Here is a 22,992-nt window from a genome sequence, read left to right as displayed (position 1 = left end):
CCGGGATTAATCATGCTGAAAAAGGTCAGGCGTTTTCGCCTCTTCCTTGCTTTGGGCGTGCAAAACATATATCAAAAAGCCGATTATAAATTTAAATACCAATTTTTACCGCTGGAAGTTCAATGATTGCTAAAGTTTCCTGTGCCGCCCTTATGGGCATTGATGCCTTTAAAGTTGATTTGGAAGTTGATTTGACCCGGCAGGGTATGCCCGCATTTACCATGGTCGGTCTGGCCGAGGGGGCGGTCAAGGAAAGTAAGGAGCGCGTGTTCTCTGCCCTTAAGAACTCCGGATATCGTATTCCTCCATCACGTATTACTGTGAACCTTGCTCCGGCAGACATCCGCAAGGCCGGATCAGCGTATGACCTGCCTTTGGCAGCATCTTTGCTCGGTGCAGCAGGGGTAATTGACCAGTCGGCCCTGGAGGGTTGGTTTTTGGCCGGGGAACTTTCTTTGAGCGGTGGGGTTAAACCTGTTCATGGAGTACTTCCGCTGGCCATTGAAGCCAGACGTAAAGGAGCAAAGGGGCTTATTGTCAGCCCTGAGAACGTCAATGAAGCTGCGGTGGTAGAGGGGCTTTCCGTATACGGGGTGGCAACCCTGTCACAACTGGCTAATTTCCTGATCGGTGAGGAGAGTCTTGAGCCTGCAAAGGTAGATACGGACTTGCTTTGGTCCGGGCGGCAGGCATTCGGTATGGATTTCTCAGAGGTCAAAGGGCAGGAACATGCCAAGCGAGCCATTGAGATTGGAGCTGCGGGGAATCACAACCTGCTCTTTATCGGTCCTCCGGGCAGTGGTAAGACCATGTTGGCCCGACGCATCCCCACGGTGCTTCCCCCGCTGGTCTTTGAAGAAGCATTGGAAGTAACCAAGATTTACAGTGTCTCCGGTCAGTTGGAGCGCGATAAGTCGCTTATGGTCACCCGTCCTTTCCGGGCGCCGCACCATACTATTTCCGATGCCGGACTTATCGGCGGCGGAGCCTACCCTAAGCCGGGTGAAGTTTCTTTGGCCCATCGCGGCGTACTTTTTCTTGATGAGCTCCCCGAGTTTAAAAAGAATGTGCTCGAGGTTTTGCGCCAGCCTTTAGAGGGGGGCGAAGTGACTATTTCGCGTGCGGCCATGTCTCTTTCTTATCCGGCAGATTTCATGCTTGTGGCGGCCATGAACCCTTGTCCATGTGGATATTTTACTGATGAACGGCATGCCTGTACTTGTTCTGCGCAGGCTGTTGGCCGTTACCGTTCCAAGCTTTCCGGGCCGTTGTTGGATCGTATTGATTTGCAGATTGAGGTCCCGGCAGTGGAGTATAAGGATTTGCGCGATCCCTCCGGTCTGGACTCTGCATCCATGCGTGCTAATATTGAGCGGGTGCGGGATATTCAGGCCGAGCGTTACAAGGATATGGATATTCTGACCAATAGCGAGTTGTCCGGTTCATCGCTGGAGAAATTCTGCAAGCTCAGTGAAGCTGAGCACGCTTTTCTGGAGCAGGCTGTGCGCAGTCTTGGACTTTCAGCCCGTGCATATACCCGCATCCTGCGTATTTCGCGGACCATTGCCGATCTGGCTGGAGCTGAAATGATTCAGGTCCAGCATTTGGCTGAAGCTATCAATTACCGGAGTATGGATAGGCAGGGCTGATTTCTGACGTAATCAGTGTGTTCTTATGAGACTGGGAATGTCGAATTTAAGGGGTAATTGCTGCATTTCAGTAGTTGCCAAGTCAGGCTGGCTGTAATATTACCTACCGTACTGGTTATTTCAGGGAGGGGTAATGAAGCCGGTAATGAATGCTTTTACTAAGCAACAAGAGCTTTGGGATCAAATTTTTACAGAGTCCGAAAGCTACTTCGGGGAACAACCCAGTGCGCTAGCTCAGAAGTCGTTAGAGTTGTTCCGGGAAAATGACGTCTGTTCCGTGCTGGAGACTGGTTGCGGGCAGGGGCGTGATACTTTTTTGTTTGCTGGGGACGGTATCAAGGTTACAGCCCTTGATTATTCCACCCGGGCCGTTGATGAAATTTCTTCCAAAGCCATTGCTTCCTCTCTTTCTTCCTATATAGATTCCTGTTTTTTCGATATTCGCAAACCGCTTCCTTTTGAATCTGAATCCTTTGATGCCTGTTATTCTCACATGCTGCTGTGCATGGAACTTACCATGGCTGAGATCTCCTGTGCTTTGAGTGAATTGCACCGGGTGCTCAAGCCCGGCGGTCTGGCAATTTATTCGGTGCGATCCATTTTTGACCGCCATTACCGTGCCGGGGAACATCTGGGGGAGAACCTGTATGAGGTTGGGAAATTTGCGGTCCATTTTTTCAGTGAAGATAAACTTCGCGGGCTGGCCAGTGGCTTCAAGATTAAGTCCATTGAACGGATCGAAGAGGGTGCGCTTCCCAGAGATCTTTTTTGTATTGTGATGGAGAAATCCTCCACCCGCTATGCACCGACCTTTGAATCCTGTTCCGGGGGAAAACGTCCGTCCGAGAATGTTCCCTTTGCCCGGAACCGGGCTCACTATCATTGTCCGGGCGGGACATGATAGCATCTGCTGCGTTTCAGTTGAAGCGCTTTAAAAACAAAAAAGTCTGGCCAGAAATGACCAGACTTTTTTTATACTATCTCTAGCTAAATTTTAGAGCAGTTCTTTCAGGTTGGGAACAATTGATGGGACTTGCTTTTTGTAGTCCAAGTATTCCTTACCGAAAAGTTCTTCCAGAACAGCTTCTTCTTCGGGAATGTGGTGCAGGAATTTGTAATAAGCCACAAAGCACATGCCAAAGAGCAGCCAAGCCTGAGTGGCAATGGCACTTCCGGTGAAGATGAACGCTATCCACGCAAAGTAGAGCGGGTTGCGCACTATGGCGAAAGTTCCTGTGGTTTCAAGCCGTTCTTCTTCCACTGCTTTTTTTACTGTCACCCCGGAGATAAAGAGGAAGGCTATTCCGATTCCCAGCAGCATGCCGCCCAGAATATTGAACGCCGCACTGGGCAGGAAAGTCATTAAGAAAATTTTGGGAAAGATCAGAGTAATGATCAAGGCAGCTAGGCCGTAGATAATTGTTGGTTTGAAGATCTTCAGTCCGACTCCGAATACACTTCTGTTGCGCTCTTCCATAATCTGCTCCACTATTTTTCCGGTTGATATCAGCACCGTTGCAATTGCATATGAATAGAATTCCAGACAGAATCATAATCCAACAGTTTAAAAGAAAGTGCAACAAAAACCGTTTGTTGAGCGTTATTCTTTTTTGAAAAGATATAGGTGGCACATTTCTGCCAGCTCAGTAAAAAAAATTTCTGTATCCGGTTCTCCGGCCTCAAGAAAGCACCGATGCATTGTCTCTTCAATTGCTCCGCTGACAAGTCTTGCGCCAACATCCAAGTCTATGATTCGAACAGCATCTTCGCAGTTTCGTAAAATTTCTACTATCCCGGATTCTAGGGCTTTAACGATGCTGCGATCCAGTTTTGCCATATGGGGTTCCCTGTTTTTTAGGGCCAGCATTTCCCGGTGGAGTTCTGTTGAAAGGGTGTGGGCCTGCTTTGCTGTTTCAACTATATAAGCGGTTATTTTTCGTGGCCCTTTCGCATATGGGGCATTGCTCGCAAAATCACCGTAAACTCCTTTGGTTATGCTGGCTGCATATGCTTCGCTGACTTGATCCAGAAGGTCTTTTTTATCCTTGAAGTAACTGTAGAATGACCCCACTGAAACCTTGGCTTCTTCTGCTATCTCAGTAACTCCTGTCCCGTGAAATCCTTTTTCTGAGAGTAGCTTCATCCCGGCGACAATGATCCGTCGCTTCTTTTCTTTACTTCTTTTCTGGACTGGTGCTCTGCTCATTATTACTCCGAAGTCTATAAATATGTTTTATGAATATAAATTCATATTCATATTGTCAATAAATATGAAACTAGATTCATATTTTAAAGTATGGACCCTGAAAATAAGAAAGCCCGACACTTAATAGTGTCGGGCTGAAAAATACAGATAATAATAAAACTATGCCGGCTCAGAAGGGTTGGGCAGGAATTTGATGTCGATTTCCTGCTTGAGTCCATTCATGAATTCACGGAATTCCCGTTCCTGATGCGGACTGAAGCGCAGCAGGAGAATCCCTTTGAATCGGTCGGCAATGGTGAAAAGGGCGAGGTTGTCCACGGCCTCCATAAGGAAACGAAAGATTGCAATATCAGAAGGTGCAATCTGGATATACATGCGGCAGGAATTATCCGGCGGCGGGGGCAAAGGACGCGGGCGAGGTTTTCTTTTTCTACGGGCCATATATAATTTAGTGCTTCGCCCCCTACGAAGAGGCGAAGCCTTATTAAAAGTTTTTGAAGAGTCCAGAGAAACTTTTTCCAAAAGTTTCTCTGGACGCCGGAGGCATCTTCTATAAAATTTTATATCCGTCTTCAGTGATGAGCACCATGTATTCCCAGCGGATACCGCCCCAATCAGGGTAGTAGAGTCCGGGTTCCACAGTGATGACCATACCCGGTTTCAGTTCACCGGAAGCAATGGGACTGACACTGGGCGGCTCATGTGTTTCAAGGCCGATACCGTGTCCCAGCGAATGGGTAAAGTACTTTTCGACCCCGTATTTCTCAAAAACAGCCTTAGCTGTGTGGTAGGCATGCTGGATGGGCAGTCCGGGACGCAGCACCTTGATGGCTTCCATCTGGGCTTCCTGTACCTGATCGCGCACGGTGAGAAAACGGTCGGAAGGCTTGTCGCCGACCCAGAAAGTACGGGTCTGGTCAGAGCAGTAATCGCCCATGCGACCACCCATATCGATGAGCACCAGTGAGCCTTCCTCCAACTTGTCACTGCCGGGGATGGCATGGGGCAGGGCCGCATTGGGGCCGATGCCGACAATGGAGGGGAAAGCGAGCTCAGAAGCTCCGTTATTGCGGAAAAGCTGTTCCACATCCCATGCGATTTCAGCTTCGGTACGCCCGGGAACCAGCTTTGATTCAAGCAGCTCGTAAACCTTGTGGTTCAAAGCGCAGGATTCTTCCATGAGCTTGATTTCATTCTCATCCTTGATCAGACGCAGATCTTCAACCAGCCCGGAAACAGGCTTGAGCTCACAGAATTCATTGAGCTTTTCATGCTCGAAAATATTAATGGACTTCGGATCGTAGGAAATCTTTTTGAATCCGTTGGACTTGAAGAATTCGCGCAGAGCATCAAATTTACGCCCGGAATAAATGAAGATGTCATCTTCATTCCAGACTTTGCGGGCCGCATCGTGGTAACGAGGGTCGGTGAGCAGGAAGTCACGGCCTGCAGGATCAATGATCAGCCAACCTGCTGTTTCATTGCACTGAGGATCGTGAAGTTCAAAGCCGCTGAGATAGTAGCGGTTGGCTGCGAAGCTGACCAGAAGAGGGGGATGTCCGCGATCCTTAAGGCGTTTGCGGACATTCTCCCGCCGATGTTCATAAGTGGCGGTGGAAATTGTCATGTGCTTAACTGATCCTGTATGTGGTTTCCGGCTGTCCGTTAATCATCCGTTCAGCCCATTCAACACCCTGCATCACAGAATGATCCATGTTGGAAACTTCGTACTTCCAGCCACCGAAGCGGCCGCGGGAATAGATGTCCATGGATTCAAGGGCAGGCTGTAGAACTTTTAACGCTTCATCGCGTTGCAGGCAAGGGACGGGATAGCCGTAATCCACATTAATTGACCAGCGGGAAATAATATTTTTGCGGTCTTCCTCTTTAAGCATGGATGTATTGACCAGTCCGTTTTCAATTTCTCTGATTATGTTGTTCTTATCGATAACCTTCTCATCAGAGTAGGAAACTTCACACATAAGTGCCCGCCCTTTACCGGGGTCCGGAGTGTTGTTGGGCGAGTAGTTATGAAAATTGGTAACCCTGTAAAACGGGTTGTCATTCTCTGGGAAATACATCCAGCAGCGAGAATCCGGTTTGGAACTGGAGAGTCCGATACCGGCAACAATCACACTATTGTGTTTGAGCGCATGGGCAGCGTTAACAAGCTGGTCTGTAGGGTCAGACAGCCAGCGGGAAGCAAGAATGTCTATGGGACCGGTGTTAAGCAGGTGTTCGAATTCATAAATGTTCCCTTTTGTGTCTGTAACGGTCTTAGCCTGCGGATCAATGGCAGCGACGTGGGTATCATATTTAATATGATCGGAAACAGTTTCAGCTAATCTTTTAAAAATGGTTCCGGTCCCGCCTTTAAGGGGAAACTTAAATTTGTTGTTCGGTCCCCATGAGAGCTGATCCTGTTCAAGTAAGATATTTTTGATCACGGAACGCAGGTCGACTACGCTGACCCTTTCGCCGATCCATGAGAAGGACATGTTTTCAGGACGGGTGGCCCATACCTTATAATTGTAAGGTTCCATAAAATGTTTGGCGATACCTTTGCCGAAAATAGAATGAATCCATTCAAGGAAGTTATTCGGTTGTTCTTCGGAACGTTCCCCGGGCAGGAGTCCGCGCACACATTCCCATTTTTCCTGATTGGGCAGGTAACGGATGTTGTTCTGGAATGGATATGGAACCCAGCTTTGAAGAATACGGACCCAAGATTCACGCAGATGCTCGATGTATTCGCTCTTTAGAAGCTCTTCAATGAGATTGTCGTAATAGTCGTAATGGGAAAACATCACATGCCCGCCAATGTCCCATGTAAATCCTTTTGAATCGGTAAAACTGGAAGCCAGCCCTCCGGGCCAGGAATTTTTTTCCAGTACCAGGAATGATTTTTCACCGAGTTCAGAAAGTCGACGAGCCGCGCCAAGGCCCGTGGGACCCGCGCCGATTATGACATATCTGCATTTCATTGTGCTTACTCCGCAATATTGGATTTGAGTCTTACGTAACAGAAGCAATCCCTATGCCAGCACGTCATTAAACAGCTTTCAGCGTTTTTGTTTCAAAGAATATGCAAAAGGCAATGTGTGTAATAGTTTGTTTTTATTTGATTTATTTTGAGTGTGGTGTGCAGAAGTTACACTGTAACTGATCTTTCTTTTACGCGTAACAGGTTTGTAACTAAGTTCAGATAGACCATTGCTCAACGCTAGAAAACGGACGCGGTAAAAAGAAACTGAGTCTGAAATCAAAATTCCATTCTTTGGAGGAAAAGAAGAAATGAAAAGAATTATTGCTCTCGTTGCTGTAATGGTAATGGCTTTTACAGGTTCCGCATTTGCAGGTTCCATTCAGGTTAAAGGTTCCACCACTGTTCTGCCTCTCATGCAGAAAGCTGCTGAAGCTTTCATGAAGGCCAACCCCAATGTTTCCATCTCCATCTCCGGTGGCGGTTCCTCCAACGGTGCTAAAGCACTGATCGACGGCACCACCGATATCGCTATGATGTCCCGCGATATGAAAGGCGGCGAAATTCAGAAAGCTACCGACAACGGCCGCAAGCCTACCCAGTTCATCGTTGCTCTTGACTGCATCGTTCCCGTTGTAAACCCCGGCAACCCCGTTTCCAAGCTTTCCAAAGATCAGCTCTGGGGCATTTACACCGGTAAAATTACCAACTGGAAAGAAGTTGGCGGCGATGATGCAAAGATCGTTGTTATCTCCCGTGACACCTCCTCCGGTACCTACGACTGCTGGAAAAGCAAAGTAATGAAGAAAGACGGTAAGAAGCACCGTGTATTCCCCGGCGCTCTGCTTCAGGCTTCCAACGGTGCTGTTGCTCAGGCTGTATCCAAGAACAAAAAAGCCATCGGTTACGTTGGTCTTGCTTACCTGAACAAAGAGCTCAAGGGTGTTGTTGTAAATGGTGTTGGAGCTTCCGTTGCTACTGCTAAAGACGGTTCCTACCCCATCTCCCGTGGCCTGAACCTCTACACCCCCGGTGCACCCACCGGCGAAACTAAAGCTCTTCTTGACTTCATGATGAGCCCCGCAGGTCAGAAGCTTGCTGCTGACACCGGTTTCATTCCCGTAAAATAGTACAGGCTTTCCGGAAAAGCCGGGTCCGATAGAATAAAAACAAGGTCCGGGGGGACTTCAAAGTCCCCCCGGAATTTCAAGTCTCTTAAGCAAACGTAATAACAAATTTTATATCAGGGGAAAAGTCGTGATAACGTCCCGCAATATCTGTTTACTGCTCATAACCCTCACAGTTGTGACCGGAGTATATGCCTATAAGCTGGGTGTGCGCACTGAAGCTGAACAGATTTTCATTACCTCAGCGGAAAAGGTGGCGCAGAGGGGAGACTATTCCATGAGTGCTACCGGTGCGCTCAAGAAAGTCATGATGCTTTCCACCCATGAAGTTGCTGAGTCCACAGAAGAAACAGGTCTGAGCAGGGCAGAAAAAGAACTCAGGATGAAAGAGCTCAACGCTGAGCTGAACAGGGTTTACACCTATGTCCGCACTGATCCTGCAGTTATGGGTAAGAGTAAAGCAGATGCTGAAGCACTGACCCTTATTAAAACCAGCACAGAAAAGATGATCTCTTCCAGATCCACAGGCTGGTATGTGCTCTGTGGAATTCTTGCTTTTCTGAGTGTTGTAATCTTTTCTCTTTCCAGACTTTCACTCGGCAGGCGCACAACTGAGCGCATAATTCATTCAGTATTTCTCGTTACCGCGTTCACATCCATTATGGTCCTTTTCCTGATCATGATATTTCTCTTTGTTGAGGGACTGCCCATATTCAAACATGTCTCCGTGGGCGATTTTCTTTTCGGGCATGAATGGTATCCGACAGATGAAGATGATCCTGCCTTCGGCATCTGGCCCCTGATTGTCGGTTCGGGATCGGTTACTCTTCTTTCTTCTCTTATCGCTATTCCTCTCGGGGTTATGACAGCTATTTATCTGGCTGAGATTGCACCGCTTAAAATACGTAATATTGTTAAGCCCGCAGTTGAAATGCTGGCTGCACTGCCTTCGGTTGTTATCGGTTTCTTCGGTATGGTCGTGGTTGCTCCCTTCCTGCAGGATACTTTTGATATCGCAGTCGGTCTTAACCTCTTTAATGCTTCGGTCATGCTGGCCTTTATGGCTGTGCCGACCATCACCAGTATTTCCGAGGATGCAATTTATTCCGTTCCACCTGAACTTAAAGAGGCTTCCCTTGCTTTGGGTGCCACCCATTGGCAGTCAATTTACAAGGTGATTGTTCCCGCTTCCCTGTCAGGTATCTCCACCGGGGTTATCCTCGGTATGGCCCGGTCTATCGGTGAAACTATGGTTGTTCTCATGGTTGCCGGTGGTGCAGGTTTGCTGCCGACATCGATTTTTGATCCGGTCCGCCCCATGCCCGCGTCAATTGCTGCTGAAATGGGTGAAGCTCCCTTCCACAGTGACCATTACTACGCGCTTTTCGCAATTGGCATGGTGCTCTTCCTGTTTACCATGGCTTTCAACCTTATTGCGGATTACGTGGCCCATAAATACAAACAGGTCGGTTCCGCTACCCTGTAACTGAAACGCACGGGATAATAATTGGTGAAAGAAATGAACAACGCTGAAACAATTGAACAAGTGGATTCCATGATGGAAAGTAATATTGAAGTAGCCGAGACCATGATGGAACCGGGTAATGATAATTATTCAATGAGGGAGAAGATCCAGAAAGTGGTCTTCCTGCTTTTTAAAGGCGCTGCTGCCATTAACGGTATTGCTCTGCTGATCATCGTCGGCTTTGTGCTTTACTACGGCCTGCCGGCTATGAGCTGGGAGTTCCTGACCGAAGCACCGCGTGAGTCCATGACTGCCGGTGGTATCTTCCCCTGTATTGTGGGAACCATCGTACTCAGCTACGGCGCGTTGATGATTGCTCTCCCCTGGGGGATCGCCACTGCCATCTATCTTAATGAATATGCTACCTCACCCAGACTTGTGCGTATTATCCGTCTGGGGATCAATAACCTCGCTGGAGTTCCGTCCGTTGTTTTCGGTCTTTTCGGGCTTTCTTTGTTCGTTACCGTTATGGGTATGGGCGTAAGTATTATGGCCGGGGTCTGTACCCTCGGTGCATTGGCTCTTCCGCTCGTAATCGGAGCATCCGAAGAAGCACTCAGGTCCGTTCCCCAGACCTACCGTGAAGCATCCCTAGGTCTTGGCGCCACCAAGTGGCAGACTATTTATAAAGTAGTACTGCCTGCCGCTTTGCCCGGAATGCTCACCGGTGCAATCCTGACCCTCTCAAGGGCAGCTGGGGAAACCGCAGCAATCATGTTCACCGCAGCTGTGTTCTTCACCCCTGAAATGCCGGAATCACTTTTTGATGATGTGATGGCACTTCCTTATCATATCTACGTTCTGGCTACTGCCGGTACTGAGATTGAGAAGACAAGGCACATCCAGTACGGGACTTCCCTCGTTCTGATCACCCTCGTGTTGAGCATGAACATGCTGGCTATCTACATCAGGGCAAAGATGCAGAGAAAGGGTAACAAGTAATTTTCATCCTCACCCTCTTGACCGTGCTTGGAACGGCCCGTGCGTGTATACGTGCGGGCCGTTTCTCGTTTTGTGATGCTTCCCTTAATCCGAGATAGTGGTCGGGAAAAAAATATGCTATTTTTATTCTGACTAAATTACTTTTGTAACGGGTGGTTATGATCGTGAGGGGCAAGAATATAAGTTGGCTGATTGCGCGCTTGAAGCGGATGAGCCTGCCTGAAGTGCTTTATCGGCTGCACATGGCCTGCGAAGCAGAGGCTCAGGCACGGGGATATTTAATTGCTGAACCGGAAGCTGCTTCCGGTGGGAGTAACCATGTTCTTGATATAGATCATGTCCTGCCTGAAGTTGAATCTTATCTTCTGGCCGCAGACAAAATACTGGATGGATATTTCAACATTTTTGCCCTCAGTAATTGCGAGCTTGGTTTTCCTCCGAATTGGAATACTGATCCTTTGACCGGGATTTCCGCCCCCTTTGTTTTCGGGAAAAAGTTGAATTACCGCGATGAATCCATTGTTGGTAATATTAAATATCTTTGGGAACCCAACCGCCATCTGGAGTTGGTAACCCTTGCGCAGGCTTATTCTCTGTCCGGGGATATAAAATATGCCTACGGTTGTAAGTCCCTGCTGGAATCGTGGCTTGACGAGTGCCCCTATTTATATGGCCCCAATTGGACAAGTTCACTTGAACTCGCCGTCCGGTTGGTTAACTGGGCTTTTGCATGGCATCTTTTGGGAGGAGATGAGTCTCTCCTTTTTGCCGGAAAAGAAGGGGATGAATTTCGTAAGCGTTGGCTGGAGTCAGTTTTTCAGCACTGCCATTTTATCAACGGCTATTTTTCCCGTTACTCCTCAGCCAACAATCATCTTCTCGGTGAGTATATGGGGCTTTTTATAGCTTCCACGGTCTGGCCGTGCTGGAAAGAAAGTCCGCGTTGGCAGGAAAGGGCCAAGGCCGGCCTTGAAGTTGAGGCCCTGAAGCAGAATTTTACAGACGGTTGTAACCGGGAGCAGGGGATCTGGTATCACCACGAGGTTACAGACATGCTCCTGCTTTGCGGTCTTGTGGGACGCACGAACGGGGGTGATTTTTCCGAAGAGTATTGGAACCGCTTGGAGTCCATGATCGAGTTTATCGGGGCAATGGCAAATACGAATATGTCAGTACCCATGATTGGTGATTCCGATGATGCGGTAATGGTTCGTTTTGTGCCGCAGGAAGGTTTTTCAGTATACCAATCGCTGCTTGCAACCGGGGCAGTGATTTTCAAGAGGTCCGACTTTGCGCAAAAGGCGGGTTTGTTTGATGACAAAAGTCGCTGGCTTTTGGGCGAAGAAGGGGAAGTCGATTTTGATGAGTTGCTTAGCTTAGCACCCAAAGATTTTTTCGGGTTTCGTCGGGAATATCCTGAAGGTGGGTACTATATCCTTGGGAAGGATTTTGAAACAGATAAGGAAGTGAAGCTAATCGTTGATGCCGGGCCATTGGGTTTTACTTCGATCGCTGCGCATGGTCATGCTGATGCTCTTGCCATGGTTTTATCTATTGGTGGCGATGAATTGTTCATTGATCCGGGCACATATGCTTATCATACCGAACAGAAATGGCGGGATTATTTCAAGGGAACTTCAGCGCACAATACTGCACGTATTGATGGGCAGGATCAGTCTGTGTCCGGCGGTAATTTTTTATGGACTAAACACGCCAAGGCCTGGTGTGAATCTTTTGAAATTTCAATTGAGCAGGATTGTTTTAGGGGCACTCATGATGGCTATACTCGTCTCGCCGATCCTGTTGTTCATTCCCGCAGTATTAAATTTAAGAAAGATTTAGGTGTAATTGAAGTTTATGATAATCTTGATTGTGCACAAGAGCATGTGATCGAATTGTTGTGGCATGTGGCAGAGTCCTGCTCTGTCGAAATAAGAAAAGGAAGTGTATTCATAAGCTCCCCGAAAGTATTACTTGAAATGTCGATGCCTGATAGCGGTATGGAACCGAAAGTGGTTCAAGGGAACGAGGAGCTTCCGCTGGGCTGGATCTCACGGAAATTTGATCTGAAAGTCCCTTCTCCAACGATAGTCTGGGCAGGGAGTTTTGAAGGTAAAAGTAATTTTTTAACTGTGTTTAAATATATTTTTAAGTAAAGGGACGGATATGAAGGTTAGCATATTTGGATTAGGATATGTTGGGTCAGTCTCTGCCGGGTGTTTGGCTAAGGGTGGGCATGAGGTTATCGGTGTCGACCCGAATCAGGTAAAAGTCGACATGATCAACAGTGGACAAACCCCCATCATTGAAGATCAGATCGGTGATATTATCCAGCAGGCTGTTCAGAGGGGGGCTCTGAAGGCAAGCACTTCTGCCGAAGAAGCAATCTTTTCATCCGAAATTTCCCTTGTTTGTGTGGGAACACCGAGCCAATTTAACGGTAGCTTGGATTTAAGTTATGTCCGGCGTGTTTGCGAAGACATTGGCGCAGTGCTCAAGGATAAAGATGAATTTCATGTGGTGGTAATCCGCAGTACTATACTGCCGGGGTCGATGCGTTCATTGGTGATCCCTGCCTTGGAAAACTCTTCAGGTAAGGTGGCAGGTCGCGATTTCGGTGTGTGCAATAATCCGGAATTTCTGCGTGAAGGAACATCCGTCCATGATTTTTATCATCCCCCGAAAACTGTTATCGGGGAAAGTGACTCAAAAAGTGGTGACATTCTCGCTTCGCTTTATACCGGTATTGATGCCCCGCTGATCCGAACCGAGATGGAAGTGTCCGAAATGGTCAAGTATGCCGACAACAACTGGCATGCCGTCAAGGTAGCTTTTGCAAATGAAATTGGTTCGATTTGTAAAGAGGTAGGGATAGACAGTCATAAAGTGATGGATATTTTTTGCGCAGATACCAAGCTTAATATTTCCAGCTATTACATGAAACCGGGCTTTGCTTTTGGCGGCTCCTGCTTGCCTAAAGATGTGCGGGCTCTGACCTACAAGGCAAACCAGTTGGGCTTGGATTTACCTCTTTTAAATAATGTATTGCGAAGCAATAGGCATCATATCGAAAGAGGGTTGTCCATGATCATAGGTAAAGGCAATCGGAAGGTTGGCTTTCTTGGATTCAGTTTTAAAGCCGGGACTGACGATTTGCGTGAAAGTCCTCTGGTAGAGGTGATTGAACGACTTATCGGTAAGGGATTCGAACTCAGATTGTATGACAGCAACGTTAATGCCGCAAGATTGCTGGGCGCCAACCGTGACTATATCATGAACCGTATCCCGCACATTTCAAAACTCATGGTTTCTGATATTGAAAGTGTATTGGAGTATGCTGAGACGATTGTTGTTGGCAACAGTTCTCCTGAGTTTAAAGATATTCAAACAAGGTTGCGGCCCGGTCAGGTTGTTGTGGATTTGGTCAGGGTTGTTGATTCCCCCTCGGATGATGAGGTGATTGACGGGATTTGCTGGTAAAGAGGATTTTCTAAACAGTTTGGAGCGTTTCATGTCTCGAAAAGTCTTGATTCTGGTTGAAAATCTACCTTCCCCCTTTGACCGACGGGTCTGGCAGGAAGCCACATCCTTGCGTGCTGCCGGGTACCATGTGTCCATTATTTGCCCCACAGGCAAGGGGTATGAAGGGTATTATGAAGAAATCGAAGGGATTCACATCTACCGCTATGACTTGCCCTTGGAAGGAGAAGGGGCAAAGGGGTATGCTGTTGAGTACAGCGCGGCCTTATGGCACACATTCAGGTTGGCATGGAAGGTCCGCCGGGAGCAGGGATTTGATGTGATTCATGCCTGCAATCCGCCGGATCTGTTTTTTCTGATCGGTTTGGTTTTTAAGCTGTTCTGCAAAACAAAGTTTATTTTTGACCATCATGATATCAACCCTGAGCTTTACGAAGCCAAGTTCAATAAACGTGACTTTTTCTGGAAGCTGATGGTCTGGCTTGAGAGGGCCACCTTCATGGCGGCTGATGTTTCAATTGCCACCAATGAATCCTATAAGCGTATTGCCATTGAACGGGGCAAAATGGACCCTGAAAAAGTATACGTGGTGCGCAGCGGTCCGAAGCTGGATCGCTTGAAATTTATTCCCCCGGTGGAAGCGCTCAAAAATGGGCGTACCTATCTAGTTGGCTATGTGGGGGTAATGGGCAAGCAGGAAGGTCTCGATTTGTTGCTGCGCTCGGTTGATTACATCGTTCATGATTTAGGGCGGCAGGATATCCATTTCGGTCTGGTTGGCGGCGGAACTTCTCTTGCGGAAATGAAGGTGCTGGCAGAGGAACTCAAAGTCTCAGATTACGTTACTTTCACCGGCAGGGTCCCGGATCAGGATTTGCTGGAGATGCTCAATACCGCTGATATTTGCGTGAATCCTGATCGGGCCAATGAAATGAACGACAAGTCGACCATGAATAAAATTATGGAATACATGGCCCTTGGAAAACCTATTGTCCAATTTGATTTAACTGAAGGGCGTTTTTCCGCACAGGGAGCATCTCTTTATGCTGCTCCCAATGATTACAAAGACATGGGTGATAAAATAGTTCAACTATTGGAATGCCCCGACCTAAGAGATAAAATGGGAGCACTGGGATACCGCCGGGTAAGAAATGAACTGGAGTGGAAGTACGAAGAGCCCAAGCTGTTAAAGGCTTATGAAGCCGTTTTCAAAGATTAAAAAAAGAAAGCCTCCCGCTAAAATGGGAGGCTTTCTTTTTTAATCGTCTTTTTCATACAAAGCGGCGAAGCCTTATTAAAAAAGTTTGGGATTATTAAAACCTTTTCAAAGGGTTTAAGCCCCCGGAGGGACTCGCGGTAGCGCCGGAGGCTTGCCTTCAGGGCCATACCAGAGCGGAGGTTCGTCTGGTGCATCGTCCCGCGCGCAGCCTTGCCAGATCCCTTTTTCTTTCATGGTCTTTTCGATCTCATTGAGCACAGTGCGTTTCATACGCACCCATTCCGGGGCGACCAGTTCTCCGGGCACCGCATCTGCCTTGAGGCGATGGATGACAATGTCGGTGCGCAGGATGGAAATGGCCTCCACCAGCATGGAGATGTATTCATCCTGTTCAATGGGAGTATATTCGCCTGCTTCATGTAGTTTGGTCAGCGGGGTTCCCTTGCCCACGAAAAGATTGTGGAACTTGATCCCGGCAATGGGCAGATCGTTCAGGAAATGTAATGATTCAAGGAAATCCTCAGCAGTTTCGCCGGGCAGTCCGGCTATGAGGTGGGCGCATACGTCCAGCCCGTGTGCATGGGCCATTTCTACGGCTTCGGCAAATTGCTCGGCAGTATGGCCGCGATTGATGCGTTCCAAGGTTGCGTTGTTGGAGCTTTGCAGACCGAGGTCGAGCCATGTCTCCTTGAGTCCCAGATTTTTAATCAGGGCAAGCTTGTCGTCATCAAGGCAGTCCGGGCGGGTGCCGATGCAGAGTCCGGCCAGTCCGGGCAGTCCGTCCAGCTGATCAAGGGCGCATTTAAGTTCATCATAACTGCAATAGGTGTTGGAGTAGGATTGCAGGTAGGCGAGGTAAAGCTTGGCGGTGTAGAGCTTGGAAAGTTTCTCCTGCCAGTGGGCCCATTGTTCGGGTATGGACATGGAGAGAGAGTGTAGCCCTGAACCTGATCCCTTCGGGCTGCAGAAGATACATCCCTTGCGGGAAATGGAGCCGTCTCGGTTGGGGCAGGTGAATCCGAAATCAAGTGGAATTTTCTGGACCCGCTCTCCGAAACTTTGTCTCAGGCGGGCAGCTAAACCGTAAAAACGGTGCATGAAATCTCCTTATTTGAAGCTTTTAAAGCTGTTTATTCGCTGTTTAGAACAAAAAGTCTGTTTTTACGAACGATTAGGTGCTAAGGGCAGTAGCTGGCCGAAGTGCTGTAATGTGTTGCCTGCCACACTTTCTTCTGCTAGTTAACTCCTAGGATTTTCTTTTGATAGACGTTAAGTCCGCCCCCGGTGGGGTGTTTTAGAATCACATTTTTTTTGGAGTTTCCAGTTTAATATGGCATCGATTTTCGACAAGATACTCGGTTCGTTTTCCAGTGACCTTGCAATCGACCTCGGTACAGCTAACACACTGGTTTATGTAAAAGGTAAAGGCGTTATGCTCAGCGAACCTTCTGTGGTCGCTGTGAAGAGAGACGTTAACGGCGGTAGCAAGGTTCTCGCCGTTGGGTTGGAAGCCAAGAGGATGCTTGGTCGAACTCCCGGTAATATCGTGGCTATCAGACCTATGAAAGACGGCGTTATTGCTGACTTTGAGGTCACTGAAGCCATGTTGCGCCATTTCATTTCAAAAGTCCATAACAGCCGCAGGCTGGTCCGTCCCCGGATCATGATCTGCGTTCCCACCGGGATTACCCAGGTGGAAAAAAGGGCGGTCAAGGAAAGTGCCCAGTCCGCCGGTGCCCGTGAGGTTTACCTCATTGAGGAACCCATGGCAGCGGCTATCGGCGCCAACCTGCCGATCACCGAACCTACCTCCAACATGGTTGTAGATATCGGCGGTGGTACTTCTGAAATCGCGGTTATCTCCCTTTCCGGTATTGTTTACGCCCGATCCGTACGCGTGGGCGGTGACAAAATGGATGAAGCCATCATGCAGCATGTAAAACGCAAGTACTCAATGCTCATCGGTGAATCAACTGCCGAATCCATCAAGATCAAGATCGGTTCCGCTTTTCCTCTGGAAGAGGAACTGGAGATGGAAGTTAAGGGTCGTGACCTCGTGACCGGTATCCCCCAGAATATTCTGATCACTTCCGAAGAGATCAGGAAAGCAATTTCCGAACAGGTGGATTCCATTGTTCAGGGCGTTCGTGTGGCCCTCGAACAGACTCCGCCTGAACTTGCAGCCGACATCGTTGACCGGGGTATTGTGCTTACCGGCGGTGGAGCACTGCTCAAGGGGCTGGATCAGCTCCTGAGTCAGGAAACCCACCTGCCCATCACTGTGGTTGATATGCCGCTTGATGCCGTTGTTGTCGGTTCCGGTAGAGCTTTAGATGAAATAAACATCTATAAAGACGTAACTATTGATTAAAATCCGCTTCTTTTGCCGCGGATGGGATCGAGTGCACCAGTTACGGCTGAGGGCATAGTTTTTTGCGGATTTAGTCTGCAAAAAGCTATGTCCTCAGAAATTGACCGTGCCCGGGCTTGAAATTGATTCCGATTTTCTCAGTCCGGACTTTCGTCTTTCTGGTTATAGCTTTTTTTCTAATTGTTTTTTAATCTCTGCCTTAAGTTACAGAGGATTAAGTGTGAAGCTTAAGCGTGCCGCTATAGCCGTCATTATTGGCCTGTTTGTCTACCTCAGCCTGTATTCATGGAACCTGAGGTCCGGACAGCTGGACCGTCTCGCCGGGTTTACCGGTCTTGAAATCGTCAAATGGGTTTTGTGGCCCTGTGAATATGTGCATGACCAGTCGGTTGAGTTCTGGGATAAGTATGTTTATCTCGTGGGCTTGAAACAGCTCAATGACCAGCTGAGTTCCCAGAATGATCTGATGCGCCTCGAGATCATGAAGCTGCGTGAAAAAGCAGCCGAGGCCGAGCGTTATCAAAGTCTGCTTGAGATCAAGCCGGTCCGGAACTGGAAAACAGACGGAGCCCGGATTATTGCCCAGCGTATGGGGCCTTCCGCAGCCCTTGATTCAATTATCATCAATAAGGGCGTGGTCTCTGGGGTTGGCCCTGATACCCCGGTAATTACTCCCCTTGGGGTTGTGGGCCGGGTTGTTGAGCCGGGGCTCAGTGCATCAAAGGCTTTGCTGCTTACTGACCTGAACAGCAGAATATCTGTTCGCGGTCAGATTCACCGTTCTACCGGACTTCTGGTCGGAAACGGTGAGGGCGAGCCTTTGAGCGTAAAGTATATGAAGCTCAATGCTCCTGTCACAGAAGGTGAGATTCTGGTTACCTCCGGGCTGGCCGGGTTATTTCCTCCCGGGTTGCCGGTGGCTAAGATCACTTCTGTGGAGCGTTCCGATATTTCGCTTTTTCTCAATGTTGAGGCTATCCCTCTGGTGGATATGGAGAATACCGAAGAGGTTCTCCTGCTGCATAGGGTGGTGCCGGATTCCAATTCCACTGCCGGGAATGTTAATTCCACGGTCCAGTCCGATAATTCCACCACTGCTGAAGGGAGGTAGGCCATGTACTCCGCTTTTTGGTGGGCCTGCTTCAGTTTTGTAGCAATCTGGGCACAAAAGATTGTGCCGGGAGTTGATTTTCTCGCTCCGGGATTGCTGCTCTGCATCCAGCTGGAAAAGAAGTACCATATAGTTTGGCTGATTTTGATCTGGTCTCTTATTCAGGATGGTATCGGCGGTCTCCCCTTTGGTTATTCCGTTCTGTGGTATTCCTCAATTATCGTCCTTTATCGTTGCGGCGCAATGTTTTTTGATGTGCAGTCCATGATGTTCGCCCTGCTTTGCGGAGTAGTGCTCGGCACCTTACATCCTGCTTTGACCGCAATGATGTCCATGCTCGCTGATATGGTCTGGGTTCCGGACCGCTATATTTTTGAAGGAATCCTGCAGGCCGTGATTTTCCCCGTCGAATGGCTTCTGTTGAAATATATTTATCCGCAAAGGTTTAGACATGAGCCTGTATGAATCCAAGACTCAGCAACCTCCCAAGAACGGCCTGCTGCTCTTGCAGGGGCTTATTCTGCTTTTATTTTGTATTTTTGCTCTACGTTTCTGGTATCTACAGATCCATAAGGGCGAGTATTTTTCCGAACAGGCCCGTAACAACCAGCTGCGTCAGGACAATCTCTATGCCCCGCGCGGTCTGATCAGGGACCGTAACGGAGAGCTTTTGGCTGTCAACGAGCCTGCCTATGCGCTGGGTATTGTCCGTGAGGACTGCAAGGATCTTGATGCCACTTTGAAGACAGTGTCAGAGTGGACCGGAGTGGACCTTGCCAAGCTTAAGAAAGTCTTCAAGAAATCTCGGCGCAGGGTCAAGCCGTTTGAGCCCCTTATTCTTGTCCCCAACCTCACCTTTGAGCAGGTTGCAGTTATTGAGGCCAATTCATTGCACTGGCCCGGCCTTGAGGTTGTGGTCCGTCCCCGGCGCAAGTATTTACAGGGGCCGCTTCTTTCCCATGTTCTGGGTTATGTTTCCGAAGTAGATGAAGCCGAGCTGGAAGATGATTCCGATCTCGCAGTAGGTGACTATGTTGGGAAGCAGGGCCTTGAATATGTCTTGGAAAAAAGGTTCCGGGGCATCAAAGGCCGCAGGCAGAGTGAGGTTGATGCTACCGGGCGCAGGCTTAAACAGCGTATTCTTAATCCTCCCATTGCCGGAGAGGATATTGATCTTTCAATAGATCTCGGCCTTCAGGAACTCGGCGGAAAGCTGCTTGAAGGCAAGGCCGGGGCTGTCGTGGTCATGAATCCTGATAACGGTCAGATTCTGGCTTTCGTCAGTGCCCCTTCCTACGACAACAATGCCTTTACTGACGGACTGAGTCAGAAGCAGTGGGTCGCTTTACGTGATGATCCCAGAACTCCTTTGCAGAACAGGGTTATCCAGTCGGTGTACCCTCCGGGATCGGTCTTTAAGATGACTGTTGCCGGGGCCGGGCTCCATTACGGAGTCGTTACCCCCGAAGATACGGTTTATTGTCCCGGTCATATGAAGCTGGGTAAATATGTGTTTCGTTGCTGGAAAAAAGGCGGACACGGTGAGACTGATCTTGAAAAGTCACTGGTGGAATCCTGTGACGTTTACTATTACAAATTGGGCAAAAAACTCGGCATAGACCGGATGAGTGAATATGCCTTTGCCGCAGGATATGGCAAACCCACCGGAATATCGCTTCCACATGAAAAAGGTGGCCTGATTCCGACCCGTAAGTGGAAAAAAAGGAGATTTGGAGAAATCTGGCATCCCGGTGAGAACCTGAACTTTTCCATCGGGCAGGGTTATGTCCTCGTAACTCCCTTGCAGGTGGCCCGTTCCATTTCATCACTGATTAATGGCGGCAGGTTGCTCAGGCCGCAGCTTCTGGCCGGTGAACCTGCCGAAGAACAAGGCGTACTTCCGCTTACAGATAATCAACGCGAATTAATCCGCAAGGCCATGATTGCCACCGTAGATAAGCCGCGTGGAACCGCCCGCAGGTTGCGTATGAAAGGCGTGGTTGTCGGCGGTAAGACCGGGACCGCCCAGGTTGTTAAGCTCACTGATGAACTCAAGAAAATGAAAGATGAAGATATCCCTTATAAATATAGGGATCACGCTTGGATGGCCAGTTTTGCGGAAAAAGGAACCCAGCGTTACGTGGTGGTCTGCATGGTGGAGCACGGTTTACACGGTGGTTCCGGGGCCGGTCCGATAGTTAAAGCTATCTACGATTATATTTTCAAAGGCAAGAAGGGTAAGAAATAATGTCTCCCATTGACCGCAGATTACTTATTCATATGAACTGGTTCCTGCTGGGACTGGCGGCTATGCTTTTCTTTGTGGGAGTCCTTAATCTCTATTCCGCCAGCGGTTTCAGGCTGGAGCAGGGAATGAGTGTCAGCTCTTTTTATCAGAAGCAGCTTATCTGGGGACTGATGGGTTTTGCCGGGATGATCACTTTCATGCTTTTTGATTACCGGCATTTAAGGACCATTGCCTGGCCTCTGTTCTGGGTTACGGTTATTCTACTGGCTTGTGTGCCGGTTATCGGTAAGACCATTTACGGTGCCCGACGATGGCTTGATCTGGGGTTCTTCAATTTCCAGCCCAGTGAAATGGCCAAGATTACCATTCTGGTTATCGGAGCCAAGATCCTGTCCCGCAGCAGTGACCCGCTCAATATCAAGAATCTGGCCTATGTAGTCGGGGTAGGGCTGATTCCTGCCGGGATGGTAATTGCCCAGCCGGACCTTGGCTCGGGACTTAATATCCTGCTCATTCTCGGTGGTATGATCCTCTACCGTGGGCTGACTCCAAAACTCTTCAAAACTCTCGCCGTAGTCGGCCCCTGCTTGATTCCGTTGGGCTGGCTTTTCATGCACGATTACCAAAAGCGCAGGGTTATTTCATTCATGAACCCGGCCAGCGATCCGCTTGGTGCGGGGTATCATATCATCCAGTCGGAAATTGCTATCGGGTCCGGAAGGGTCTGGGGTAAAGGTTTTCTGGGTGGAACGCAGTCGCAGTTGCGGTTTCTGCCCGAGAAGCATACTGACTTCGCCATCGCTGTTTTCGGTGAGGAATGGGGCTTTGCCGGAGCCATGGCTCTGCTTAGTCTTTTTTGTGTGTTTTTATATCAAATGGTCGTGACAGCCAGAGAAGCAAAAGACCTGTTCGGAAGCTATCTTGCGGCAGGCGTATTCTTTTATTTCTTCTGGCAAATCCTTATTAATATGGGTATGGTCCTCGGACTAATGCCGGTAGTAGGCATCCCTTTACCATTCATCAGTTACGGCGGCAGTGGTACAGTCGTCAATCTTTGTCTCGTGGGACTCGTTTTAAACGTTTCCATGAGACGTTACGTATTCAAACAGGGGTAAGCCGCATGTTTGGGTTTTCAAAAACCGGCTCTGGGGAAAAGGAGATTAAAATGGCAAGAGATGAAATAAATGCATTCTTAGGCAGCGGAACTGATTATCAGGGAAAGCTGAATTTTCAGGGTGCAGTACGTATTGACGGTAATTTCAACGGTGAAGTTGAATCCGAGGGAACTCTAGTTGTTGGCCGCGAAGCCAAAGTGGAAGGCGTTCTGCGTGTGGGGCAGCTTGTTCTCAGCGGGCGCGTGACCGGAGAAGTTTATGCCAGTGAGAAAGCAGTTCTGCATAAAACTGCAAATCTTCAGGGCAACTTGGTCACCCCTACCTTGGTAGTGGAGGAGGGAGCGGTTCTGGAAGGGCGTGTAACCATGAGTTCAAGCTCGCCTTCTGCGACTGAAACAGAAACAGAAGAAATTAGTTAAAAAAAGAACAAGCCAGTGTTGACGGGGGTTGCTAGGCGAAAAGTAACCGATTCATTTTCAAAAACCCTTTGACACAAGCTCTAAATTTAGCTACACCGCAACTGACTTTGGACAAAAATTCACAACCTTTTCGGGAGCAGGCATGATTGATTTAGATATTAGCTTTTTTATCCAGTTAGCGAACTTCATCATCACCCTTCTTGTTCTCAACCTTCTCATGTTTCGTCCTATTCGTGAAATCATCAGGAGACGCGCAGAGCTCATGAGCGATCAACTCTCCAAAGTTGAAGATTTCAACGGACAGGCTGAAACCAAGGTTAAGGATTACGAAGCTGCTCTGGACTCTGCCCGTAAAGAGGGAATGGAAATCCGGAACGACTTCAAAGAACAGGGAGCCGATCAGGAACAGACATTGCTCGCCGAGGCCGGAAAAGTCGCAGCCGCGACTATGAAGGAAGCTCGCGCGGAGGTTGCAGCTGATAAAGGTGCAGCAATGAAGGTTCTTGGTGGCGAAGTTGAAGCTTTTGCTCAGAAGGTTACAGCCAAGGTTCTTGGCTAGGCCTAATCAATATCGAAGGGGGGTTTAGCCTTGAAGCG

General features: G+C 48.6%; 21 protein-coding genes. 15 read left to right on the top strand and 6 right to left on the bottom strand.

Annotated features, from left to right (window positions below; genetic code table 11):
- The first annotated feature begins 122 nt into the window (after positions 1 to 122).
- Together ACO05Z_RS18000 and ACO05Z_RS17995 are read left to right on the top strand one after the other, a co-directional pair.
- Positions 123 to 1,649: a YifB family Mg chelatase-like AAA ATPase gene (locus ACO05Z_RS18000; RefSeq protein WP_421903561.1), complete on the top strand. Its 1,527-nt coding sequence runs from the start codon at positions 123 to 125 to the stop codon at positions 1,647 to 1,649.
- 133 nt (positions 1,650 to 1,782) lie between these two features.
- The gene (locus tag ACO05Z_RS17995; protein WP_421903560.1) at positions 1,783 to 2,550 is read left to right on the top strand and encodes a class I SAM-dependent methyltransferase; all 768 of its coding nucleotides are present in this window, start codon (positions 1,783 to 1,785) and stop codon (positions 2,548 to 2,550) included.
- Positions 2,551 to 2,643: 93 nt separating this feature from the next.
- Here the strand turns inward: ACO05Z_RS17995 and ACO05Z_RS17990 are convergent, their stop codons facing one another.
- The 5 genes from ACO05Z_RS17990 to ACO05Z_RS17970 form a co-directional block, all read right to left on the bottom strand.
- Positions 2,644 to 3,126, bottom strand: a complete 483-nt coding sequence (locus tag ACO05Z_RS17990; RefSeq protein ID WP_421903559.1) for a methyltransferase family protein — start codon at positions 3,124 to 3,126, stop codon at positions 2,644 to 2,646.
- A 123-nt stretch (positions 3,127 to 3,249) separates the two neighbouring features.
- Positions 3,250 to 3,855: a TetR/AcrR family transcriptional regulator gene (locus ACO05Z_RS17985; protein WP_421903558.1), complete on the bottom strand. Its 606-nt coding sequence runs from the start codon at positions 3,853 to 3,855 to the stop codon at positions 3,250 to 3,252.
- A 159-nt stretch (positions 3,856 to 4,014) separates the two neighbouring features.
- Entirely contained in the window at positions 4,015 to 4,296 is a 282-nt protein-coding gene (locus ACO05Z_RS17980; protein WP_421903557.1) for a DUF4911 domain-containing protein, read from the bottom strand.
- Positions 4,297 to 4,405: 109 nt separating this feature from the next.
- The gene (locus tag ACO05Z_RS17975) at positions 4,406 to 5,482 is read right to left on the bottom strand and encodes a M24 family metallopeptidase (RefSeq protein ID WP_421903556.1); all 1,077 of its coding nucleotides are present in this window, start codon (positions 5,480 to 5,482) and stop codon (positions 4,406 to 4,408) included.
- 4 nt (positions 5,483 to 5,486) lie between these two features.
- Complete coding sequence (locus tag ACO05Z_RS17970; protein WP_421903555.1) at positions 5,487 to 6,839, bottom strand: protoporphyrinogen/coproporphyrinogen oxidase; 1,353 nt, start codon at positions 6,837 to 6,839, stop codon at positions 5,487 to 5,489.
- 310 nt (positions 6,840 to 7,149) lie between these two features.
- Here ACO05Z_RS17970 and ACO05Z_RS17965 point away from each other — a divergent pair, with 310 nt between their 5' ends.
- From ACO05Z_RS17965 to ACO05Z_RS17940, 6 genes are all read left to right on the top strand, one after another.
- Entirely contained in the window at positions 7,150 to 7,968 is an 819-nt protein-coding gene (locus ACO05Z_RS17965) for a PstS family phosphate ABC transporter substrate-binding protein (protein ID WP_421903554.1), read from the top strand.
- Between the two features lie 616 nt (positions 7,969 to 8,584).
- Positions 8,585 to 9,451, top strand: a complete 867-nt coding sequence (pstC, locus tag ACO05Z_RS17960) for a phosphate ABC transporter permease subunit PstC (RefSeq protein ID WP_421904198.1) — start codon at positions 8,585 to 8,587, stop codon at positions 9,449 to 9,451.
- Positions 9,452 to 9,583: 132 nt separating this feature from the next.
- Positions 9,584 to 10,432, top strand: a complete 849-nt coding sequence (gene pstA / locus ACO05Z_RS17955) for a phosphate ABC transporter permease PstA (RefSeq protein WP_421904197.1) — start codon at positions 9,584 to 9,586, stop codon at positions 10,430 to 10,432.
- 164 nt (positions 10,433 to 10,596) lie between these two features.
- Positions 10,597 to 12,588, top strand: a complete 1,992-nt coding sequence (locus tag ACO05Z_RS17950) for an alginate lyase family protein (protein ID WP_421903553.1) — start codon at positions 10,597 to 10,599, stop codon at positions 12,586 to 12,588.
- Between the two features lie 10 nt (positions 12,589 to 12,598).
- A complete protein-coding gene (locus tag ACO05Z_RS17945) occupies positions 12,599 to 13,912 on the top strand; it encodes a nucleotide sugar dehydrogenase (protein WP_421903552.1) in 1,314 nt (437 codons plus the stop codon).
- 31 nt (positions 13,913 to 13,943) lie between these two features.
- Entirely contained in the window at positions 13,944 to 15,131 is a 1,188-nt protein-coding gene (locus tag ACO05Z_RS17940; protein ID WP_421903550.1) for a glycosyltransferase family 4 protein, read from the top strand.
- A 114-nt stretch (positions 15,132 to 15,245) separates the two neighbouring features.
- Here the strand turns inward: ACO05Z_RS17940 and ACO05Z_RS17935 are convergent, their stop codons facing one another.
- The gene (locus ACO05Z_RS17935) at positions 15,246 to 16,229 is read right to left on the bottom strand and encodes a TIGR01212 family radical SAM protein (protein WP_421903549.1); all 984 of its coding nucleotides are present in this window, start codon (positions 16,227 to 16,229) and stop codon (positions 15,246 to 15,248) included.
- Positions 16,230 to 16,461: 232 nt separating this feature from the next.
- On the opposite strand from ACO05Z_RS17935, the gene ACO05Z_RS17930 reads away from it, so the two are divergent.
- From ACO05Z_RS17930 to ACO05Z_RS17900, 7 genes are all read left to right on the top strand, one after another.
- Positions 16,462 to 17,502 carry a rod shape-determining protein gene (locus tag ACO05Z_RS17930; RefSeq protein WP_015853329.1) on the top strand — a complete coding sequence of 347 codons (1,041 nt, stop codon included), beginning with the start codon at positions 16,462 to 16,464 and terminating at the stop codon, positions 17,500 to 17,502.
- Between the two features lie 220 nt (positions 17,503 to 17,722).
- Positions 17,723 to 18,613, top strand: a complete 891-nt coding sequence (gene mreC / locus ACO05Z_RS17925; RefSeq protein ID WP_421903547.1) for a rod shape-determining protein MreC — start codon at positions 17,723 to 17,725, stop codon at positions 18,611 to 18,613.
- A 3-nt stretch (positions 18,614 to 18,616) separates the two neighbouring features.
- On the top strand, positions 18,617 to 19,078 hold the full coding sequence (locus ACO05Z_RS17920; RefSeq protein WP_421903546.1) for a hypothetical protein: 462 nt from the start codon (positions 18,617 to 18,619) through the stop codon (positions 19,076 to 19,078).
- Complete coding sequence (mrdA, locus tag ACO05Z_RS17915) at positions 19,065 to 20,861, top strand: penicillin-binding protein 2 (RefSeq protein WP_421903545.1); 1,797 nt, start codon at positions 19,065 to 19,067, stop codon at positions 20,859 to 20,861. The genes ACO05Z_RS17920 and mrdA overlap by 14 nt, the downstream gene beginning before the upstream one ends.
- A complete protein-coding gene (rodA, locus tag ACO05Z_RS17910) occupies positions 20,861 to 21,976 on the top strand; it encodes a rod shape-determining protein RodA (protein WP_421903544.1) in 1,116 nt (371 codons plus the stop codon). The genes mrdA and rodA overlap by 1 nt, the downstream gene beginning before the upstream one ends.
- A 50-nt stretch (positions 21,977 to 22,026) precedes the next feature.
- Positions 22,027 to 22,395 (top strand): bactofilin family protein, encoded by a 369-nt coding sequence (locus tag ACO05Z_RS17905; RefSeq protein ID WP_421903543.1) that lies wholly within the window; start codon positions 22,027 to 22,029, stop codon positions 22,393 to 22,395.
- A 142-nt stretch (positions 22,396 to 22,537) separates the two neighbouring features.
- Positions 22,538 to 22,954, top strand: coding sequence for an ATP synthase F0 subunit B (locus ACO05Z_RS17900; RefSeq protein ID WP_421903542.1), 417 nt, complete (start codon positions 22,538 to 22,540; stop codon positions 22,952 to 22,954).
- Positions 22,955 to 22,992: the final 38 nt, after the last annotated feature.

Origin of the sequence: Maridesulfovibrio sp., from assembly GCF_965230075.1 — a bacterium.
Classification (GTDB): Bacteria; Desulfobacterota; Desulfovibrionia; order Desulfovibrionales; family Desulfovibrionaceae; genus Maridesulfovibrio.
This window is presented reverse-complemented; position numbering and strand designations above follow the sequence as displayed.